Below are 20,427 nucleotides of genomic sequence, written 5' to 3'. Positions count from 1 at the left end.
GCATCGGGTACGGATGCGCGCCGGTCTGGCGAAAATCCGACAACGACGTCAGCTGTCCTGCGGCTCCGCGGATCGCCGGGCTGCTCGACCAGGCCGTCCACCACGGGGAGCGTCTGCGGCCGGGGATCAGCGACACGGCCGGGTGAGCAGGCTCCGCATGGTCTCGGCTGCGCGCACGGCGGCGTCCGCGCAGCAGTTGTTGAACAGGACGTGCAGCTCGTCGGTCTGCCGTGCCGCGCGGCGCAACCGGGGCACCCAGGAGGCGAGTTCGGCCACGTCGTAGTCGTGGCGGAAGCGGTCCTCCTTGCTGCCCCTCCCCCAGGCCCTGCTGCGGCCGTGGAAGCGGACGACGGCCAGGGCGGGGCGGCTGACGGGCGCGACGGGCGGCATCGAGCCGCCGAGCCCCTGGGCCATGTCCACGCCGACGGCCGTCGCACCCAGCCCGGACAGCAACGCGCGGGTTTCCTCGGCCCGTCCGGCCTCCCACCACCCCGGGTGGCGGAACTCGACGGCGAGCGGCCAGCCCGCCGTGCGCTCCGCGCAGTCCTCCAGCACGCGTTCCGCCGGAGCTCCGGGCGCGAACCAGGGCGGGAACTGGAACAGCACGGCCCCCAGCCGCCCGGTCGCGCGCAGCGGCTCCACCGCCTCCGCGAACCTGGCCCACACCGCGTCGAGCAGCGCGCCGCTCACCGGGGCGCGCGGCCCGGACGGCGCCCTGGTCCGCAGATCGGCGGGCAGCGCCTGCGGGCGTGTGGGGTGACCGGTCAGCAGCGAGAACGCCTTGACGTCGAAACGGAATCCGTCCGGCGTACGCTCCACCCACAGCTCGCTGTTGCGGCGGCTGGGCAACGCGTAGTAGCCGGAGTCCACTTCGACGACGGGCAGCCTGGAGGCGTAGTGCCGCAGCCGGCCCTCCGCGTCCCGCCGGCCGCGCGGGTACCACCCGCTCGACACGAGTTGACGGTCCGTCCACGAACAGGCCCCGACGAGAATCTCACCCATGGGAGCCCGGTTACCCCGGGCTCCCACGGGTGTGCCCCCCTACTCGGTCGCCGTCGGCCGGCGTGACGCCGCCGTCGCCTCCCTCACGTCGGCCAGCGGGCGCAGCCGGTAGGTGTACGCGTAGGCGCGGTCGGCGAAGAGCTTGAACTCGTCGTGGGTGTGCGCGCCCCAGCTGTTGTCGCCGCCCACGCCCATCTGCCGGTGGTTGACCCGCAGCACGACGGCGTCCCGCGGGGTCAGCTGGTAGTCGTGCCGGACCCCGGACGACAGGTCCTCCGGGGTGAAGTGCGAGGCGTTGATCTCCAGCAGGGGCTCGCCCGACACGAGCAGACCGCGCCCCTCGCCGTCGGTCAGGGCCGCCCAGCGGACGTCGGTCTTGTTGCCGTTCTCCTGCGGGCGGATGTACGGCGTCCACTGGCCGGCTACGGTCGAGACGTAGCGGCCCACGTCGGTGCCGGTGTTGCGGTCCCAGTGGTTCTCCTCGGGGCCGCGGCCGTAGTAGTGCAGACGGTCGAGGCGGCGCGGCAGGAACAGCAGGGTGCCGACCTCGGGAATGTACGGCAGGTCCGCGGCACCCGGGCGGAGGGTGTTGTCCACCCTGATCTCGCCGTTGCCGAAGACCGTGTACCTGGTGGTGAACGCCGACTCGACCGTGGTGGGCAGCGTGCCGCGGACCTCGATCTCGACGGCCCGGTCGCCGAGCGTCCGCACGGTGACGTCCGTGACCTTCCGGCGGGCGCCCACGTCGCGCCAGGTCTGGTTGCGGACGTGCTGGCCATTGCCCTTGTCGTTGTCGGTGGGTGCCCGCCAGAAGTTGGGCACCGGCCCCGACGTGATCAGGCGGGTGCCCTCCGCCTCGTAGGAGGTGAGGATGCCGCTGCTCCTGTCGACGGTGACCGAGAAGCCCGCGCCGGTGACGTGGATCTCCTCCTCCCGGTCCTCGTGCCGCAGGGCCGGGACGCGCGCCAGGGGCACGGGGGTGACGGCCGGGACCGCGGCGTCCAGGGCGAGCTGCTCCCGGGCCACCTCGAAGCCGGCCTCCGCCCACTTCGTGGACCGCCTGGTGGTGAAGGAGAGCTGGAGGAAGTACTCGGTCCCCGGCGCCGGGTCCTCGGGCAGACGTACGGGCAGGCCGATGTCCTTGGCGGACCGCGGCGGCATGTCCAGCTGGGCCCGGGTCAGCCGTCCGCGCCGCAGGACCTCGCCGTCCGCGACGAGTTCCCACCTGCCGTCGAACTCGCGCAGGCCGGTGAACAGGTACTCGTTGGTGAGGGTGACGGCACCGGGGCCGCCGCCGGGGGTGCGGGCGACCCCGATCGCCTGGTGGACGCGCTTGACCTCGACGGCCTTTCCGGTGTGCCCGCGGTCGGCGGTGAGGATGCCGTCCGCGACGAAGGCGCCGTCGTTGGGGTTGTCGCCCCAGTCGCCGCCGTACGCGAGGAACGACGTCTGCCGGGGACGTTCCTCCGCCGCCCGGACGGTGGCCGCGTCGAACCAGAACCGCACGCCGTCGTCGCCGGGGCCCCGGCCGTCGGAGGCCAGTTCGGCGGCAGACAGGGCCCGGGCGTAGACCCGGGCGCGGCGGATGGTGCCGCTGAACTCCCGGGTCTGGTTGTCGGCGTCGGAGGCGAGCGCGAGCGGCGCGGTGGTGCTGCCGGGCCGCCGGTCGGTGGCACGGGTGGCCCTGACCGCCCCGTCGGCGTACAGGGTCAGCGTGCCGGCGTCGGCGTCGAAGACGCCCGCGACGTGGTGCTCGCGGCCGGTCCAGTCGTCCGGCAGCGCCCAGTCCACGGCGCTCCACCGGCCCGCGGAGTGGATGAGGAACTCCAGCCGCCGGTCGGTCTGCTTCAGCGCGTACTGGGTGTCGCCCTTGGCGACGATCGGCTGGTGGTACCCCAGCACGTCCGGGGTGATCCACGCCTCCAGGGTCAGCGAGCCGGTGAGGTCGAGGCTGTCGTCGCGTTCGAAGACCGTGATGCCGGACAGGCCCTTGTCGCGGTCGAGCCGGCCGCGGGTGGCCAGGATCTCGCCGCGCAGGCCGGCCGGTCCCGACTCGGTGAGCAGGGTGCGGGCGGGGACCGGTGTGTGCAGGGACTGGTCGGCGAAGTCCCAGATCCAGCCGCCCTGGAGGACGTCGTGGCGGCGGATGACGTCCCAGTACTTCCTGAAGTTGCCGCACGAGTTGCCCATCGCGTGGGAGTACTCGATCAGGACGTACGGCCGGGTGTCGGCGGTGTCCCGGGCGCGCTGCTCGATCCGTGACGGGCTCTCGTACATCTCCGAGCGGATGTCGCTGACGCCGGGCCGGTCGTCGCCCTCGTACTGGATGACGCGGGTGGGGTCGTAGGAGCGGATCCAGTCGTGCATGGCGGTGAAGGTGGATCCGCCGCCGGATTCGTTGCCGAGCGACCAGATGACCACCGAGGGGTGGTTCTTGTCGCGGTGGACCATGTTCTGGGCCCTGGCGACGCAGGCCGCGGTCCACTCGGGGTGGTCGCCCGGGTACTCCGCACGGATGCCGTGGGTCTCGACGTTGGTCTCGTCGACGAGGTACAGGCCGTACTCGTCGGCGAGTTCGTACCACAGCGGGTTGTCGGGGTAGTGCGAGGTGCGGACGGAGTTCATGTTCATCCGCTTGACGAGCGTGATGTCCTCGACGAGGTCCTCGCGGGTGAGGGCGGTGCCGCGGGCCGGGTGCATCTCGTGGCGGTTGGTGCCGCGGAAGGAGACGGGCTCGCCGTTGATGCGCATCAGCCCGTCCCTGATCGCGAACTCGCGGAACCCGACACGGTGGGACAGGGTCTCGACCACCATCCCCGCCGGGTCGCGGAGCCGGAGGACGGCCGTGTAGAGGTCCGGCTGCTCGGCCGACCACAGCCGGGGCCCGGTCACCGTCCTGGATGCCCGTACGGTGACGTCCTCGCCGGTGCCGGCCGTTCCGAGGTCGGCGGTCTGCTCCAGCGGGCGGGACCAGACGGCGTGGCCGCGCGCGTCGTACAGCTGCGTCTCGACGGTGTACCGGCCGGCCGCCCGGTCACCGTACGCCCGTACGCTCGCCGTGACGGCCAGCTCGGCGGCCGTGTACGTGTCGTTCAGCGGGGTGTCCAGCTTGAAGTCGCGCAGACGCACGGGCGGGGTGGAGTACAGGTGGACCGGGCGGAAGATGCCGCTCAGCCGGATCATGTCCTGGTCCTCCAGCCAGTCCCCGTCGGAGTAGCGGTACACCTCCACGGCGATCTGGTTGGTGCCGGGCCTCAGGTGGTCGGTGATGTCGTACTCGGAGGGCGTGTAGGAGTCCTCGTCGTAGCCGGCCAGGACGCCGTTGATCCACACGTAGTGCGCGGACTTGACGCCCTCGAAGTGCAGGAAGGTGCGGCGGCCCCGCCAGTCGCGCGGCACGGTGAAGGTGCGCCGGTACTGGCCGACCGGGTTGTAACGGGTCGGGGCGGCGGGCGGCCGGGGGTCCTCGCCCCGGCCGTTGGGGCCCCAGTACGGGTAGGTGATGTTCAGGTAGACGGGGAAGTCGTGGCCGTGCAGTTGCCACACGGACGGCACCGGGATCGTCTCCCAGTCGGTGTCGTCCACGTCGGTGCGGTGGAAGTCGGGGTCCCGGTCGTCGGGACGGTCGGCGTAGGCGAACTTCCAGGCCCCGTCGAGACTCTTCCGGTAGGGCGTGCGGGTGCGGTCGCCGGCGAGGGCCTGTTCCACGTCCGCGTACGGCGTGAGCGTGGTGTGCGGCGGCTGGGTGCCGAGCCGGAAGACACCGACGTCGTTCCACTCCGGGGGTGTGCCGGCCGCCGCTCGCCGGCCGGCCGTGTGCACGGCCGCGGGGGGCGCCGGCACGGCGAGGGCACCGAGCACGGCGGCGCCGGACTCCAGGAGACGGCGGCGGCTGACGACCGGCCGGCCGGACGGGGTGGACCGGTCGGCGGGAAACGCGTGGGGCATGACCGTGGCCTTCCTCGGTTCGACGGGGCGCTGCACGGACTGTGGGCACGCGGATTCCCCCCGGCCCCTCGTCGGGCAGGGGCGCCTGGCCGGGGAAGCGTCGCGACTGCCGGTGACGGAGCAACTACCGAGCCCGCCACACCCTAGGACTCGAACACATGCGAAGCAACGATCCCGTCGGACTCTGTGCGTTCCTGGGGGTTCTCCCGTCCGCACCGGCTTCCTCGCGCACGCGTCTCGGAACTCGGCCTACTCCTGGGTAAAATGGGCGCAAAGGTGCCGGTTGGCGTTCCGTGTCGGCCGGCACCGCGGTTCATGCCCTCGAAACCCGGACCGGTGAGAAGAGGCGCGTCATGGAACCATGGCTGATCTGGCTGATCGTCGCGGCCGTCCTCGCGGTGGCGGAGATCCTCACCCTCACCGCCGCGCTGGGGATGCTGAGCATGGCCGCGCTGGTCACCGCGGGAGCGGCCGCGGCCGGGCTGCCGCTGGGACTCCAGTTCCTGGTGTACGCGCTCGTCGCCGCCGCCACGCTGCTGTTCGTACGCCCCCTCGCCCTGCGCCACGTGGGCCGGCCCCAGGCCGCACGCTTCGGCACGGACGCCCTGATCGGCAAGACCGCCTACGTGGTCTCGGACGTGACGGGCACGAGCGGCAGGGTCCGTATCGACGGCGAGGAGTGGACGGCCCGCAGCTACGACGAGACCCTGGTCATCTCGTCCGGAACGACCGTCGACGTCATGGAGATCAGCGGAGCCACCGCGCTCGTCTACCCCCGGGACTGAAGCCATGGACATCACCGCATCCCTCATCGCCGGACTGATCATCGCCCTGTTCGCGATCTTCACCGTCGTGCGAGCGGTCCGTATCGTGCCGCAGGCACGCGCCCGCAACGTCGAGCGGCTGGGCCGCTACCACCGGACCCTCACCCCCGGGCTGAGCCTCGTCATCCCCTACATCGACCGGGTGCACCCGCTGATCGACCTGCGGGAGCAGGTGGTCTCCTTCAAGCCCCAGCCGGTCATCACCGAGGACAACCTGGTCGTCGAGATCGACACCGTGCTGTACTTCCAGGTCACCGACCCGCGCGCGGCGTTCTACGAGATCGCCAACTTCCTGCAGGCCGTCGAGCAGCTCACCGTCACGACCCTGCGCAACGTCGTGGGGTCCATGGACCTGGAGAAGACCCTCACCTCGCGGGACACCATCAACAGCCAGCTGCGCGGGGTGCTGGACGAGGCCACCGGCAAGTGGGGGCTGCGGGTCAACCGGGTCGAGATCAAGGCGATCGACCCGCCGCAGTCCATCAAGGAGGCGATGCAGAAGCAGATGCGGGCCGAGCGGGACAAGCGCGCCGCGATCCTGGGGGCCGAGGGGCAGCGGCAGTCGCAGATCCTCACCGCCGAAGGGGACAAGCAGGCGGCCGTCCTGCGTGCGGAGGGCAACAGGACCGCCGCGATCCTCCAGGCCGAGGGCCAGTCCCGGGCCATCGACGAGGTGTTCCAGGCCGTGCACCGCAACGACCCCGACCCGGGGCTCCTCGCCTACCAGTACCTCCAGGCGCTCCCTCAGCTCGCGCAGGGCTCGGGCAACAACTTCTGGGTGATCCCCAGCGAGATCACGTCCGCCCTCCAGGGCGTGTCCAGGGCGTTCACCGAAGTGCTGCCCCCGTCGCCGGCCACCCGGGAGAAACAGTCGGCCGACGACAGCGCCGCCAAGGCCGCCGACGACACCGCGCAGGCGGCCCGGGCGGCGGCGGAGGCCGTGGCGGACGCCGCGGAGGCCGATACGTCTCCCGGAAGCCTCCGGCACCGAGGCCTGACCGAGGGGGGCAAGGACAGCAGCGCGTGAGAAGTGCCGCGCGCGGGCCGGACGACCCGCGCGCGGCGTGGGGCCGCCCGCCAGGGTCTCCCGCGGCCCGCGCCTCAGGTGTCGGACGCCGGAACCCGCAGGACGCGGGTGACGCGGTCGGCCACGGCGGCCGAGAACGTGTGGGGACACAACACGCCCAGGCGCCTGGCCGTCTCCCGGAGATACAGGTCCACCGCGCTCTCGACCAGCGGCACCAGGGTGTCGACCGCCGCCCGTCCCCGGCGGTGCCCGGTGATCAGGAGAACCAATCCGAGGGCGGCCGCCGGCCACCAGTACGTGACAGCGGCGACACCGAGGAGCCCTCCACCCCACGCGGTCGTCCGGCCCGCCCCGGCCAGAGTGTCGCGGACGCCCTGGATGTCGTCCCGCACCTGACTGTCGGCGACACACCAGATGTGGGGCCATATCTCGGCCAGGTCCATCCGGTAGCGTTTCGCCACCCTGTCCGTGGCACCCGCCATGCGCTGCGCCATCCAGGTGGGCTGATCCGGCTCACGTTCCGAGTAGGCGTCCCTTCTGAGCAGCAGGCGCCGGAGCTCGCCGGACCGCGAGGGGGTGTCGATGCCGCGGAGCCTGTTGCGCACCAGTTCCCGCTGCGCTTCGGTCTCGGCGGTGCGATACTCCCGCTCCCTCCGGTTCCATCGCCACACCCGCCACCGGACGAGCAGGTTCGCCCACCTGCTGGGCCCGGCGGGAAGCCACAGCCGCTCGACCAGGCCCCCTGCGGACGACGCCGCCAGGCCGGCGACCGCCGCACCGAAGAGCACCACCGATGCGGCCATGACGAGTCCGGCAGGCTCCTGGTACGCCTTGTCCGTACTCACGGACCTGACGTAGGCGCGGAGGTGCGCGAGATCGAACGCGTGCGTGAACCCCTGGTGCCGCCCCACGAGCACACACGCCACGAACAGCAGACCCGGCCCGAGGAGGACGGCCGCCCAGCGTTCCGCGGCCTTCTTGGACAGTTCCTGCAGGAACGTGTTCATCAGGCCAACCGCACGCGCTCGAGCGGCTGCCCGGCGAAAGAGCATCGCGCGCCTTCGGTCTCCACCCGGTCGCACCGCTTCAAGGGGCAGACGTAACAGAAGACTTCGGGGACTCGCTGACGCACCCCCGGCAGCGGGCTCCAGGAACGGTTCGGCCGGGTGAGCCCGTGAAGACCGATGGAGGCGAGCGCCTCGTCGATGGCATCCAGCGCAGCCGAGAGCTCGTCCGGATGGGCGTTCTCCCGAAGGATCAGGGCATTGAAGGTGTCCAGCAGTTCTCCGGCACCGGCCTCTTCGAACATGTCCGCGAGATCGCCATTTCGGCCGTATTCCCGGCACAATCGTTGGACGCGCTCGGCGAGTTCCGCCGCCTCCGGATCGTCTTCGGGGGGCGAGGCGTGATCGGTCACGAGCCGAGGTTACCGACAGAAGCCTCGAACGGCATCACTGCGGAACAACGGGGGTCATGATGCGGCAAGTTCTCCTCACCCGCGTCCAGCGGCGGGTCAGGGCGGCGGAGGCCGGAGCCCCAGGAACGGTCCTGTCGTGTGAAGGGCTGGCGGACGTGGCGGCGCTGCTGGCCCGCCACCGCGCCCCCGGAATCGACCTCCCCGTTCTGAAGGCCTGCGGCCTGTTCTTCTTCCACCGCGCCCGGGGGCATGGGCGGGGGACCCGCACCAGCGCCCGGGACGCCGCGGCGTCGGGCCAGTTGCTCGCCGCGGTGCAGGTGTCGAGCCCGGCCGAACTGCCGCCGTTCTTCACCGACATGTACCGCCGGGTGGGCATCGATCCCCACGACTTGTTCTCCGCGGAGACCGGGTTCACCACCGACCCGCTGGTGTGGCGGGACCTGGGTCTCGAAGTGATGCGCAGCGCCCCGCAGTCGATGGAGGTCCCCCATCGCACCCTTGTCGCCGACCTCTTCCGCCTCAGCCGCCTGGCGGCGACACCGGACCACCCCCACTACCGGGAACTCGTCCCCGTCCTCGGCATCCAGTTGTGCCTGTTACGGTCGGCGACGCAGGACGTGCGGGTCGCGGCCGAGGCGTTCGAGGTCTGCGGGACGGCCCTCGACCTGCTGCCCGAGGACAGTCCCGATCGCCCACTCTTCCTGCGCAACCACGGCAGAGAGGCGATCGTCCTGGCCGAACAGCGGGACGACGTCGACGCGGCACGCACGGCCGTCGAACGCTGCCGGGAAGTCGTCGGGCTCCCCGACGCCGCCGACGGCGACCATGTGAACCTGGGCGGTGCGCTCGCCGAGTTCGCGCGCCTCACCGACGACGAGCAGTCGTACCAGGAGGCACTCCGTACGTTCTGGCAGCTCGCGCACTCCCCGTCGGAACTGCGCATGACGGCCGTCGAGAACCTCAGGTCCCTGCTGGGACGGTTGCTGAAGGACACCCGGCACACGGCGACGGTGTCCGACTTCTGCCGGGCGGTACTCCCCGAACCCGGCGAGGACACCTCGGCCGACGGCCCGGTCCTGTACGCGATGTGGCACCTCACGAGCGTGGACGGCCTGAACAGGCGCGATCCGCGCGACCTGGCCTCCATGGTGGACCTGGGGCGCAGACTCGTGGCCGTGGCCGTGGACGACGAGTCCCGACGCGCGGCCGCCCTCGCCGCGGCGAGCTCGCTGCACCAGCACGCCCAGCTGACCCATTCGGCCGCCGAGGCCCGCGAAGCCGTCGCGCTCGCCCAGACCGGTCTCGACATCACCGAACGGGTGGATCCGTCGCAGGCGTTCGCGTTCAGACACGCGTTGGCCGCCGCCAACGGTGTCCTCTACGAGGTGACGGGGGACCCCGAGACACAGCGCGAAGCCGTCCATCAGGGCCAACTCGCCCTCGACGGACTGGACACCGCGGACGAGGTGCAGCGTGCCACGGCGCTCGCCACCCATGCCGGCCTCCTGCACCGTTACGCGGCACGCATGGCCGACAGGTCGCGTCTGCGCCAGGCTCTCGCCCTCCAGCGGGAGGCGAGCGAGGTCCCCGACCTGCACAGCACACTCAGAGTCACCCTGCTCTGCGGACTCGCCGGCATGCTCACCGATCTCCACGTCCTGGAGCGACCGGAGTCGCAGGAGAACCTCCACCAGGCCGTGGCGGCGGCCGAGGAGGCGCTCTCGATCGCCGAACCGCACGGCGGAGCAGCTCAGTTCGCCCTCCACGAGCTGATGCACGCCAAGCGGCTGCTGGGCACGGCGACGAACGACGCCGGAGTACTGCGTTCCGTCGTCGCACTCGCCGACGAGGTCCTCGCCGACGACGAGACGAACGTGGTCAAGGGGGTCGCCCAGACCGCCGAGCTGGAACGGGCGCGAGCTCTCGGGTCCCTGGCCCGGATCGAGAACGGTGCCGAACACCGCCGGGCGGCCTTCGCCGGACTGGCCCGCGTCGTGGACTCGGCCGAGATCCGTCCATGGGTGCGCATGCAGGCCGCCGTCGCCCAGCTGCAGTTGTCCGACCGCGCCGATCCCGAGTCGCTGGACCGGGTCGCCAAAGCGGTCGACCTCCTCCATCTCAACGTCACGTCCGGTGTCCTGTGGGACGACCGGGCCCACGTGGTCCGGACGTTCGCCGCGCTGCCCGAGGAGATCGTGCTGACCGGGCTCGGCGCCCACGAGCCCGTCAGAACCCTGGCGTTGCTGGAGAGAAGCCGCAACCTGCTGTTCCAGGACCTCGGCACCGGCTTCCTGCTCGGCCCGGAGCACGCCGGTTTCAAGGCGGAGATCGAGGCGCTGGCCGACCGGCTGCGTGCCCTCGACGCCAAGGACCGTGCCGCTCCGGGCGGGCAGGACGAACGCAGGGAGCTGAACCGCGAGATCGTCCGTGAGCGGGCGGAGCTGATGGAGGAGTGGAACCTCCTCAAGGGGCTCCTCCCACGGGAGGAGCCCGTCGATCCGGCCGTCCTGGCGTCCGGGGGTCCGGTCGTCGAGGTGGTGTCGACCTCGGAGGGCGGGTACGCCTTCCTGCTCACCGGGGACCGCGCCGAACCGGTCCGGGTCCTCCCCCTTCCCGGACTCGACGCAGCGACGGCTCACGACCGCGTCCTCACCTTCCTCACCGCCCGCGAGTACGCCACCGAGGGCAGGTTTCCCAGCCGGGTGCGCCTGCGGGCACAGGGCGAGGTACGGGACACTCTCGCCTGGCTCTGGGACGTGGCCGCCCGCCCCGTCGTCGAGGCCCTCGGGCTCACCTCCACGCCCCGGGGCACCTGGCCGCGCATGTGGTGGTGCCCGGTCGGTTTCCTGGGCCACCTCCCCTGGCACGCGGCCCAGTCGGCCGACGGGGAAGGTGTCCTCGACCGGGTGATCTCCTCGTACACCACCAGTCTGCGCTCCCTGCACTTCGCGCGAAGCATCCCGGACCCCGCGGACGGCGAGCGGGCGTTGATCGTGGCGCAGCCCGAGGTCCCCTCCGCCGAGCCGCTGCGAGGAGTCGAACGCGAGGTGTCGGCCGTACGCCGGTATGTCCCGCGCTCGACGCTCCTGGAGAAGGCGGACGCGACGAAGGACAACGTGCTCAAGGCTCTTCAGTCCCACTCGATCGTCCACCTGGCCTGTCATGCCGAGAGCGACGTCCACTCCCCCGGGCGCAGCAGGCTCCTTCTCGTGGACCACGAGGAGTCACCGCTGACCCTGGCCGACCTCGCCGGGCTGCGCCTTGCCGAGCGCCAGCTCGCCGTGCTGTCGGCGTGCAGCACCTTTCAGATCACCCCCGCGCTGGCGGACGAGGCCCTGCATGTCACGGCGGCCTTCCAGCAGGCGGGGTTCCGGCATGTCGTCGGTGCGATGTGGCCGGTCGGTGACGACGTCGCCACCGCCGTCTCCGACATGTTCTACGACCGGCTCACCGGTTCGGCCGCCCATGAGCCGCAGACGGATCTCGCCGCACCGGCCCTCCACGACGCCGTGTCGTCACTGCGCCGCCAGTACCGTGCCGCGCCCACCAAGTGGGCCTCTTTCGTCCACCTGGGGGCCTGACGCATGACGGGTTTCGACCGCCTCTCCCGTTCCGCACGCGAACTGCTGGGCCGAGCCGCCTGGCTGGCTCCCGAGCGCGTACCGGAGGACATGGCCCTGGCCCTGCTTCCCGGCGCCCCGGACGGTGTGGTCGCCGAACTCGTCCGGGCCGGCCTCGTGTCACCGCGTCCGGACGGCGGCTTCGTCATGGAGGCACGGACGGCGGAGTCGGTCCGCTCGGCCTTCGGAGAAGAGGGCAGGGACGAGGCCGTACTGGCGATGAGCCGTTACCTCGGTGACCAGGGCACCCCCGGCGAAGTGGCACGGTGCCTGAAACTGCTTCCCCACCTGCTCCACTGGACAGGACTGACCCGTCCCGAGGACGACATCGTGGACGGCGCCATGCTGATGAACAGGGTCGTCGTTCTGCTGCTCCACCAAGGGATCAGCGAGCCGGCACTGCCCCTGGCCGAGCGCGTCGTGCGCACCGGCGAGATCCACGTGGGCGCAGACGACGCGAGGACGTGGAGCACCCGGGGCCTTCTGGCCTCCGTCCTCGACCAGAACGGCCACGTCCGCAGGGCCGTACGGCAGGCGGAACAGGTGCTCGCCGGCGTCCTGGCCCTGCACGGCGAGGACCACCCCTTGGTGTGGACGACCCGGCAGAACCTGGGGGCCATGTACATGCGTCTGAGGGAGTTCGACCGCGCGGCCTCCCTCGTCCGGCTGCTGATCGAGCACCACACGGAGGTCTCGGGGCCGAGGGACCGCATGACCCTCATGGCACGCCACAACCTCGCCGTGGTGCTGCGGAAGGCCGGACGCCTCACCGAGGCGGTGGAGATCTGGGAGGCATGCGTCCCCGAGTTCGACGCGTTCCTCGGCGTCACGGATCCCGACACCGTGGACGTCCGCCAGGCATTCACCGCCGCATTGGAGGAACAGGCCGGAACGGACACCTCCGGCATGAGCCTGGAGGAGACGGAACGCCTGATCGAGCACGTCCTGCGGGAGGGACGCGGACGGATCACCCAGAGGTATCTGGCGGTACTCGTCCACCGGGCCACCCTCCTGCGGAACCTGGGACGTCTGGACGAGGCGGAGTCCGAGTTCGGCAAGGTCATCGACCTGGGGAGCAAGGAGATCGGACCCGGTCATCCGCTCGTCGTCTCGGCCCACTACCGGCTCGCGCTCCTCCATGACCTCCGCGGTCAGGGCGATCTGGCGCTCGCGGTCGCCGAACGCGGTCTGCGGGAGAGCGAGCGGTCACTCGGCAGGAGACACCAGGAGACCCTGTTCACCGTCACATTCGTACTGACCATGCTCTCGAAGCTGAACCGGGTGACCGAGCTGCAGCAGATGATCGAGGAATGGCTCGCGGACATCATCGAGGGCTGGGGGTTCGGCCATCCGGTGGTCAGGGAACTGGCGCGGCAGCGGTCCGGTCTGGCGCTCTACGGAGCCGAGTGGGCCGAACCGGGACACGGCCGCTCGGTTCGCCCCGGCACCGGGCAGGCGGACGCGCCGGACGCCGCGGAGAGGCGGCGGGAAACGTGACCGGGCGGGCGCCCGGCGGTCCGGAGGTGCCGGACGGTGGTGTGCGTCAGCCGAGTTGCCGGGCGAACGCCTCGTGTGCCCGGTCGTCGAAGAGGACGAACGTCACCTCGTCGACGGCGGTCGGCGTGTTCCGCACCGTCCCGACGGCGATGCGGGCCGCGTCCTCCATCGGCCAGCGGTAGACGCCCGTGGAGATGGCGGGGAACGCCACCGTGCGCGCGCCGAGTTCGTCGGCGACGCGCAGGGACTCCCGGTAGCACGAGGCGAGGAGCGCGGAACGGTCCTCGGCCGCGCTGAACACCGGGCCGACGGTGTGGATCACCCAGCGGGCGTCCAGGTCCCCCGCGGTGGTGGCGACCGCCTGCCCGGTGGGCAGGCCCTTGCCGTATCCGGACGCGCGGAGCCTGCGGCAGTCCTCCAGGATCGCCGGGCCGCCCCGGCGGTGGATGGCACCGTCGACTCCTCCCCCGCCGAGGAGGGAGGAGTTGGCCGCGTTGACGATCGCGTCGGCGCTCCGGCGGGTGATGTCGCCCCGGACGAGTGTGAGGGCGGGGGTCATGTCTGGCGGAGCCTCCTCCAGACGGCCTTCGCCGCGTTGTGTCCGGACATGCCGTGCACGCCGGGGCCGGGCGGGGTGGCCGACGAGCAGATGAACACGGCCGGGTGCGGAGTCGCGTAGGGAAACAGGGACAGCTTCGGGCGCAGCAGCGTCTGGAGCCCGGAAACCGCGCCGGAGGCGATGTCCCCGCCGACGTAGTTGGCGTTACGGGCCGCGAGTTCGGGCGGGCCGGCGGTGGCGCGTGCCAGGACGCGGTCGCGGAAGCCGGGGGCGTAGCGCTCCAGTTGGCGTTCGATGGCGTCGGTGAGGTCACCGGTCCAGCCGTTCGGCACGTGGCCGTAGACCCAGAAGACGTGCCGGCCGGCCGGGGCGCGGGTGGGGTCGGCGACGCCGGGCTGCACGGTGATGAGGAACGGGGCGTCCGGGGCCCGCCCCTCCCGGGAGACGGCCCGCAGGGCGGCGGCGATCTCGCCGCTGTCCGCGCCGATCTGCACGGTGCCGGCGGCGCGGGCCTCCGGGGCGGTCCACGGCACGGGGCCGTCGAGGGCGTAGTCGATCTTGAAGACGCCGGGGCCGTAACGGTAGTTGGCGTAGTGGCCGCCGAAGCCGGCGATACGGGCCAGGGCGGTGGGCGAGGTGTCGAAGACGTACGCGCGGGCGGGCGGCAGGTCGTCGAGGCGCTTGACCTCGTAGTCGGTGTGGACGCTGCCGCCGAGGTCCTTCAGATACGCGGCGAGGGCGTCGGAGATGGCCTGGGAACCGCCGCGGGCGACGGGCCAGCCGCGGGCGTGCGCGGCGAGGGCGAAGACCAGGCCCACGGCGCCGGTGGCGAAGCCGCCCAGGGGAGCCATGACGTGGGCGACGAGGCCGGCGAACAGGGTGCGGGCCCGCTCGTCGCGGAAGCGCCGGGTGAGCCAGGTGGACGGGGGCAGGCCGACCAGCCCGAAGCGGGCGAGGGTGACCGGGTCGCGGGGCAGCGCGCTCAGCGGCAGGGACATGAAGTCGCGGGCCAGGGTGTCCCACCTGGACAGGAAGGGCTGGACCAGGCGGCGGTACGCGCCGGCGTCGCGCGGCCCGAAGGAGGCGGCGGTCTCGCCGACCGACCGGGACAGCACGGCCGCCGTGCCGTCCGGGAAGGGGTGGGCCATCGGGAGGGCGGGGTGCAGCCACTCCAGACCGTAGCGGCCGAGCGGGAGGGCGCGGAACGCCGGGGAGCTGACGGCGAGGGGGTGCGCGGCGGAGCACGGGTCGTGGCGGAAGCCGGGGAGGGTGAGTTCCTCGGTGCGCGCGCCGCCGCCGACGGTGCCCTTCGCCTCGAACAGGGCCACCGAGAAGCCGCGCCGGGCCAGCTCCACGGCAGCGGTCAGCCCGTTCGGCCCCGCACCCACCACGACCGCATCGAGCATCGACGGCACCTTCGGACTCCCTTGTCAGCCGACGGCCACTGGAGGATCAGGATATGCCGGGGCCGGATCTCGTTCCCGGGGCCTCCGGCGCCGGGTCGGTCAGACCCCCTCCGACAGCAGCGCCACCACCCGGTGCGCGGTGGCCTCGTCCCGGGCCGCCGTGAAGGGCAGGGTGTTGCCGCCCCTGATGTCGAAGGGCCTGCCCGCGCGGGTGAGGTGGGCTCCTCCGGCCTCCTCCACGAGGAGCAGCCCGGCCGCGTGGTCCCACGCGGCCTCCCAGGAGAAGGCGGTGGCGTCCGACGTGCCGCGGGCCACGGCCAGGTACTCGAGCCCGGCCGAGCCGCACGGGCGCGGCGCCACGCCCTTGGTCCGCAGGCCGAGCAGGGCGCGCTTCTGTTCGTCCGTCGTGTAGTCCGGGTGGGAGGTGGCCACACGGAGATCACGGCCGGGTTCCGGGGAGCCGGCCCGCAACCGCTCGCCCCCGAGGTGGGCACCGTGTCCCCGGACGGCCGTGGCGAGTTCGTCGTGGACGGGGGCATAGGTCCAGGAGGCGTACACCACTCCGCGCAGGACGAGGGCGACCAGGGTGCAGAAACCGGCGTCGCCGTGCACGAACTGGCGGGTCCCGTCGACGGGGTCGACGATCCAGACCGGCGCCTCGTCCTGTATCGCCCCGTAGGACGCGGGGTCGGCGTGCACCGCCTCCTCGCCCACCACGACCGAGCCGGGCAGCAGGGCGGCGAGCACCTCCGTGAGGTACAGCTCCGCGTTGCGGTCGGCGTCCGTCACCAGGTCGTGCGGGCCGGTCTTGCGGTCCACCTCGTGCTCGGCGAGACGGCGCCAGCGCGGCATGATCTCCTGTGCGGCGGCCTTGCGGACGGCTTCCTCCACGTCGCGGGTGTGCCGGGCGAGAAACTCGTCGATGGTTTCGTTGTGGTTCTCGATCATGTCTCCATGAGAGCACGCGTCACTGACATTCTCGTCCGTCCCGGTGCACGTCGGGTGGAATCGACGGGAAAATGGGGTGCCGGCCGGTCTTCTCGTGGGCTCAGCGGCCCACCGCGTAGCCCTGCTGGCCGCGCGGGTTCGCGGCCGCGGAGAGAACGCCGGTGGCCGGGTCCCGGGCGACCGCGCAGAGCCGGCCCTCCGACCAGGCGTCGCCGACCGTCACGTCGTGGCCGCGGCGGCGCAGCGCCTCCACCACCGCGGGGTCCGTGCGGGACTCGACGGTGACGCTGCCCGGGCGCATGCCGCGCGGGTAGAAGGAGCCGGGGAAGCTGTCGTTGTGCCAGTTCGGAGCGTCGATGGCGCCCTGGAGGTCGAGCCCGCCGCGCACCTTCGTTCGCAGGGCGACCGAGAGGAAGAAGTGCAGCTGCCACTGGTCCTGCTGGTCCCCGCCGGGCGTGCCGAACGCCATGACGGGCAGGCCGTCGCGCAGCGCCAGGGACGGGGTGAGGGTGGTCCGGGGACGGCGGCCCGGTGTGAGGGTGTTGGGCAGACCGTCCTCCAGCCAGGTCATCTGCAGCCGGGTGCCGAGCGGGAAGCCCAGTTCGGGCACGACGGGGTTGGACTGGAGCCAGCCGCCGCTGGGCGTGGCGGCGATCATGTTGCCCCAGCGGTCCACGACGTCCAGGTGGCAGGTGTCGCCGCGGGTGGCGCCGTCGGCGGAGACGTCCGGTTCGCCGGGCACGGGGGACGTGGGGCTCTTGGCGACGGTGGGTTCGCCGACGCCCATGGGAGTGAAGCCGGGATCCTCGGTGGCCACCCCGCGTGCGTGGGCGCTCAGCCGGGGGGTGCGCCCGCCGGGACTGCCGGGCCGCAGGTCGTGGGAGGCGCGAGGGCCGACCCCGGTCCGCCGCTCGGCGTTGTACCCGTCCGACAGGAGGTCGTCGAGCGGTACGTCGGCCGCGTCCCCGTACCAGGCCTCCCGGTCGGCCATGGCCAGCTTGCAGCCCTCGATCAGCAGGTGCATGTAGTCGGCGGACCCGTACCGGGGCAGTTCCGGCGGGAGCAGGGCGAGCTGCTGGAGCAGGACAGGGCCCTGGCTCCAGGGGCCGGCCTTGCACACGGTCCAGCCGCCGAAGTCGTACGTCACCGGGGTTTCGTAGGTCGCGGACCAGCCGGCGAGGTCCGCGGCGGTCAGGGTGCCGGTGTGGCGCTCGCCGCTGGTGTCGAGGGTCGGCCGTCCGGCCTGCCCGACCAGGGCCTCCGCTATGAACCCGCCGCGCCACACCTCCCGCGCGGCGTCGATCTGGGCCTCCCGGTCCCCGGCCCCGGCGACCTCGGCGAGGAGCCGCTTCCAGGTGGCGGCGAGGGCGGGGTTGCGGAACAGCTCGCCGGGGCGGGGGGCCCGGCCGCCGGGCAGGTACACCTCGGCCGAGGTGGTCCACTCGGTCTCGAACAGCTCGCGCACGGTCTCGACGGTCCCGCCGACGCGCTCCACGGGCGGGTGCCCGTCCTCGGCGTACCCGATGGCGTACTTCAGGACGTCGGCGAGGGTCCTGGTGCCGTGGTCGCGCAGCAGGAGCATCCAGGCGTCGAAGGCGCCGGGCACGGCCGCGGCGAGGGGTCCGGTGCCGGGGACGAGGTCCAGACCGAGCCCGCGGTAGTGGGCGGCACTCGCCCCGGCCGGGGCGACGCCCTGCCCGCACAGCACCCGTACCTCCCCGCCGGCCGGCGCGAGCAGGATCGGCACCTCGCCGGCCGGGCCGTTGAGGTGCGGCTCGACGACGTGCAGGACGAAGGCTCCGGCCACGGCCGCGTCGAAGGCGTTGCCGCCGCCCTCCAGCACGGCCATCGCCGACTGGGAGGCCAGCCAGTGGGTGGAGGACACCATGCCGAAGGTGCCCTGGAGGGTGGGGCGGGTGGTGAACACAGGGCCGCTACCTCGCTGTCCGCGTGCAGGGGCCCGAGTCCTTCTCCGGCTCCCCCGGGAGGCTATCGGCGGTGACGGGCCGCGGTCACGGTCCGGCCCGGATCTCAGGTGCGTCCGGCGCTTCGGTACACGCCGGCCAGGGCCTGTGCCATGGGGGCGATCGAGTAACGGGCGGCCACGGTCTCCTGTCCGGCGCGGGCCAGTCGCCCGCGCCGGCTCTCGGGCAGGGACAGCAGCCGGTGCAGGCCGCGGGTCAGGCCGGAGGCGGAACCTGTGTCGAGCAGGACACCGTTGACTCCGTCGCGCAGGTAGTGGCCCACCCCGCCGCGCAGCGGTCCGGCGGCCGGCAGCCCGGCCTCCATGGCCTCCAGCACGGCGATGCCGAACTCCTCCTTGGCGCTGGGGCACACGTACCAGGCGCGCACACCGTGTTCCGGGTCGGCAAGGGCCCGCTCCAGGCGGCGTACCCGGTCGTTGGGCAGGGCGGGCAGGAGCGCCAGCCGCCGTGCCGCCTCCTTGCGCCCGGTGACCAGGGCCCCGAGCGCGGCGCGCACGCGGTGCTCGTCCGGGGTCGGGTGCCGGGTCGCGCCTCCCACCATGACGAGGGTCGCGCGCCGCCACAGATCGGCGGTCAGCCAGGTGCGCAGCAGCAGGTCCTGCTGTTTGACCGGGTGCAGCCGCCCGACGCACAGCAGCAGGGGCAGGTCCCGGTCGGCCGGGTCCAGCGCGTCGGGGCGGTCGCCGCCCGCGAACAGGGAGTCCAGCAACGCGCTCCGCCGCTCCCGCTCGTCCTCCGCGGGCTCGTAGGGGGCGATGCCCTCCGGGGGTGCGGGCGGGCCGTCGGGTCCGTAGCGGTGGGCGAGCGCGGGGAAGTGACGCAGCAGGTCCTCCGTTCCGGAGCCGCCAGGTATGCCGATCACGGTGTCGGCGCGGTCGACGAGCCGGTCGGCGAGGAAGATCCGGTGCAGGTCGCCGCGGAGTGCCTCGGTGGCCGGCGGGTCGTCCGCGCCGGCGTGCGTCTCCGCGAGGCGGCGGTGCGGGTCGGGGGTGGCGGTGAAGACGAGGCGGGCGCCGAGCCGCACGGCGGACTCCGCGAGGGCCAGGCTGCCGTCGTCGGCGTAACGGGCGTGCACCACGTCGCAGGCGCGCGGCAGGGAACGCAGCAGGCGGGTGGCCCACCAGGCGAGGGACGGGCGGTGGGCGGGCATCGCGTGCTGCGGCGGCGCGGTGGGCGCGTCGACCGGCAGCCGCAGCAGCCAGTGGTTCCCCCGGCGCCGTACGAGCAGGCGGGGGTCGAGGTCGAGGTCGTCCCGGCCGGCGAGGACGACGGTGACCACGGCGCCGATCCCGTTCGTCCCGGCGAGCGCGTCACCGAGGCCGCCGAGCAGCACGGACAGTCCACCGCCGGCGCCCTCCCCCGGCCTGTCGAGCCGGCCCAGCAGCATGGTCTGGGCCACCACCAGGCCGCCCTCCGGCCATCCGCTGAGGGCGGCGGGGGGCGGGGGGCCGAGCAGCAGACGTTCGTGGACGTCCCGCGCCCCGGACACCGGGGGGAGGTGGGCCGGGCCCTCGGGCAGCCGGTGCAGGTAGCGCCAGAGCGCGTGGCGGGCCGCCCGGCCGGCCCGTGCCGCGGCGTCCGCGGCCTCCGCGGCGCCGAGCGGTCGCAGCCCGGCCGCCTCGGCGAGGTCCAGCAGCAGCACGGTCCGCGCCGCCCCGGTTCCGGCCTCCCGCAGGCGTTCCCGCAGTGCCTCCTCGGCCCAGGCGGCGCCGTACCGCCGTACCGTCGCCTGCCACATCTCGGTGAGGACGGCGGCCAGGAACGGCCCGCCCTCGCCGTGCGCCAGCAGCGCGTCGGGCGTCAGCGGGACCTCCAGCCGGCAGGCCCGCCGCAGGGAGGCGACCGTCGCGTCCTCGCGCCCGGGCAACCGGAAGTTCCCCGGCGGCAGGAGGCGGGGCAGCGGGCCGTACTCGGCTTCCAGCAGGCACGCGAGAGCACCGGGGCGGGCGAGGGCCGGGCCGGCCCCGGGGCCCTGCCACGCCGGAGCCCCCGCCCGGGTGAAGAACGCGGTCCGGGCAGCCACCAGCGGATCCCGCTCGACACCGGGCTGTGCCGGGCCGACGCCGGGCAGCGGCGGCGGGGCGACGGACACGTGGGCCTCCTCGGGGCGGTCGTTTCGCATAGCGTTCGCCCGCGCTTCCCGGCATGGATGCACCCGGCGGCAGCGGCCCGTGAGGCCGGCGTCCCATGCCGC

At 72.9% G+C, this 20,427-nt stretch carries 13 protein-coding genes; 4 read left to right on the top strand and 9 right to left on the bottom strand.

All coding sequences use genetic code 11. From position 1 onward, the window contains the following. Positions 1 to 126 precede the first annotated feature (126 nt). Positions 127 to 1,002 (bottom strand): DUF72 domain-containing protein, encoded by an 876-nt coding sequence (locus tag BU52_RS01485; RefSeq protein WP_037926514.1) that lies wholly within the window; start codon positions 1,000 to 1,002, stop codon positions 127 to 129. 39 nt (positions 1,003 to 1,041) lie between these two features. Then, positions 1,042 to 4,950, bottom strand: coding sequence for a glycoside hydrolase family 2 TIM barrel-domain containing protein (locus BU52_RS01480; RefSeq protein ID WP_037926511.1), 3,909 nt, complete (start codon positions 4,948 to 4,950; stop codon positions 1,042 to 1,044). Between the two features lie 353 nt (positions 4,951 to 5,303). Between BU52_RS01480 and BU52_RS01475 the strand changes: the two genes are divergently transcribed. Together BU52_RS01475 and BU52_RS01470 are read left to right on the top strand one after the other, a co-directional pair. Next, the gene (locus BU52_RS01475) at positions 5,304 to 5,735 is read left to right on the top strand and encodes an NfeD family protein (protein WP_037927792.1); all 432 of its coding nucleotides are present in this window, start codon (positions 5,304 to 5,306) and stop codon (positions 5,733 to 5,735) included. A gap of 4 nt (positions 5,736 to 5,739) precedes the next feature. Continuing rightward, a complete protein-coding gene (locus tag BU52_RS01470; RefSeq protein ID WP_051857802.1) occupies positions 5,740 to 6,801 on the top strand; it encodes an SPFH domain-containing protein in 1,062 nt (353 codons plus the stop codon). Between the two features lie 74 nt (positions 6,802 to 6,875). Here BU52_RS01470 and BU52_RS32670 read toward each other — a convergent pair whose 3' ends face one another. Further along, positions 6,876 to 7,808 carry a hypothetical protein gene (locus tag BU52_RS32670; protein ID WP_051857800.1) on the bottom strand — a complete coding sequence of 311 codons (933 nt, stop codon included), beginning with the start codon at positions 7,806 to 7,808 and terminating at the stop codon, positions 6,876 to 6,878. Beyond that, a complete protein-coding gene (locus tag BU52_RS01460; protein ID WP_037926508.1) occupies positions 7,808 to 8,218 on the bottom strand; it encodes a hypothetical protein in 411 nt (136 codons plus the stop codon). Before BU52_RS01460 ends, BU52_RS32670 begins: the two co-directional genes overlap by 1 nt. A 56-nt stretch (positions 8,219 to 8,274) precedes the next feature. Between BU52_RS01460 and BU52_RS01455 the strand changes: the two genes are divergently transcribed. Beyond that, on the top strand, positions 8,275 to 11,799 hold the full coding sequence (locus tag BU52_RS01455) for a CHAT domain-containing protein (RefSeq protein ID WP_157847791.1): 3,525 nt from the start codon (positions 8,275 to 8,277) through the stop codon (positions 11,797 to 11,799). Positions 11,800 to 11,802: 3 nt separating this feature from the next. Continuing rightward, complete coding sequence (locus BU52_RS01450; RefSeq protein WP_037926502.1) at positions 11,803 to 13,335, top strand: tetratricopeptide repeat protein; 1,533 nt, start codon at positions 11,803 to 11,805, stop codon at positions 13,333 to 13,335. Positions 13,336 to 13,381: 46 nt separating this feature from the next. Here the strand turns inward: BU52_RS01450 and BU52_RS01445 are convergent, their stop codons facing one another. The 5 genes from BU52_RS01445 to BU52_RS01425 form a co-directional block, all read right to left on the bottom strand. Continuing rightward, the gene (locus BU52_RS01445) at positions 13,382 to 13,894 is read right to left on the bottom strand and encodes an O-acetyl-ADP-ribose deacetylase (protein ID WP_037926499.1); all 513 of its coding nucleotides are present in this window, start codon (positions 13,892 to 13,894) and stop codon (positions 13,382 to 13,384) included. Further along, positions 13,891 to 15,300 (bottom strand): phytoene desaturase family protein, encoded by a 1,410-nt coding sequence (locus BU52_RS01440; protein WP_037926496.1) that lies wholly within the window; start codon positions 15,298 to 15,300, stop codon positions 13,891 to 13,893. Before BU52_RS01440 ends, BU52_RS01445 begins: the two co-directional genes overlap by 4 nt. Before the next feature lie 99 nt (positions 15,301 to 15,399). Next, positions 15,400 to 16,248, bottom strand: coding sequence for an inositol monophosphatase family protein (locus tag BU52_RS01435; RefSeq protein WP_037926492.1), 849 nt, complete (start codon positions 16,246 to 16,248; stop codon positions 15,400 to 15,402). A gap of 100 nt (positions 16,249 to 16,348) precedes the next feature. Next, a complete protein-coding gene (locus BU52_RS01430) occupies positions 16,349 to 18,175 on the bottom strand; it encodes a gamma-glutamyltransferase family protein (RefSeq protein WP_037926488.1) in 1,827 nt (608 codons plus the stop codon). A gap of 104 nt (positions 18,176 to 18,279) precedes the next feature. Beyond that, positions 18,280 to 20,325, bottom strand: coding sequence for a glycosyltransferase family 4 protein (locus tag BU52_RS01425; protein ID WP_157847788.1), 2,046 nt, complete (start codon positions 20,323 to 20,325; stop codon positions 18,280 to 18,282). Positions 20,326 to 20,427 lie beyond the last annotated feature (102 nt).

The sequence above is a fragment of the Streptomyces toyocaensis genome (assembly GCF_000725125.1).
Taxonomy (GTDB): domain Bacteria; phylum Actinomycetota; class Actinomycetes; order Streptomycetales; family Streptomycetaceae; genus Streptomyces; species Streptomyces toyocaensis.
The sequence above is the reverse complement of the archived record's forward strand: the minus strand, read 5'-3'. Positions and strand labels throughout refer to the sequence as shown.

Bases quoted from the DNA above. Each gene is read 5' to 3' on its own strand.
- BU52_RS01485 (WP_037926514.1), bottom strand. From the start codon at position 1,002: ATGGGTGAGATTCTCGTCGGGGCCTGTTCGTGGACGGACCGTCAACTC.
- BU52_RS01480 (WP_037926511.1), bottom strand. From the start codon at position 4,950: ATGCCCCACGCGTTTCCCGCCGACCGGTCCACCCCGTCCGGCCGGCCG.
- BU52_RS01475 (WP_037927792.1), top strand. From the start codon at position 5,304: ATGGAACCATGGCTGATCTGGCTGATCGTCGCGGCCGTCCTCGCGGTG.
- BU52_RS01470 (WP_051857802.1), top strand. From the start codon at position 5,740: ATGGACATCACCGCATCCCTCATCGCCGGACTGATCATCGCCCTGTTC.
- BU52_RS32670 (WP_051857800.1), bottom strand. From the start codon at position 7,808: ATGAACACGTTCCTGCAGGAACTGTCCAAGAAGGCCGCGGAACGCTGG.
- BU52_RS01455 (WP_157847791.1), top strand. From the start codon at position 8,275: ATGATGCGGCAAGTTCTCCTCACCCGCGTCCAGCGGCGGGTCAGGGCG.
- BU52_RS01450 (WP_037926502.1), top strand. From the start codon at position 11,803: ATGACGGGTTTCGACCGCCTCTCCCGTTCCGCACGCGAACTGCTGGGC.
- BU52_RS01445 (WP_037926499.1), bottom strand. From the start codon at position 13,894: ATGACCCCCGCCCTCACACTCGTCCGGGGCGACATCACCCGCCGGAGC.
- BU52_RS01440 (WP_037926496.1), bottom strand. From the start codon at position 15,300: ATGCTCGATGCGGTCGTGGTGGGTGCGGGGCCGAACGGGCTGACCGCT.
- BU52_RS01435 (WP_037926492.1), bottom strand. From the start codon at position 16,248: ATGATCGAGAACCACAACGAAACCATCGACGAGTTTCTCGCCCGGCAC.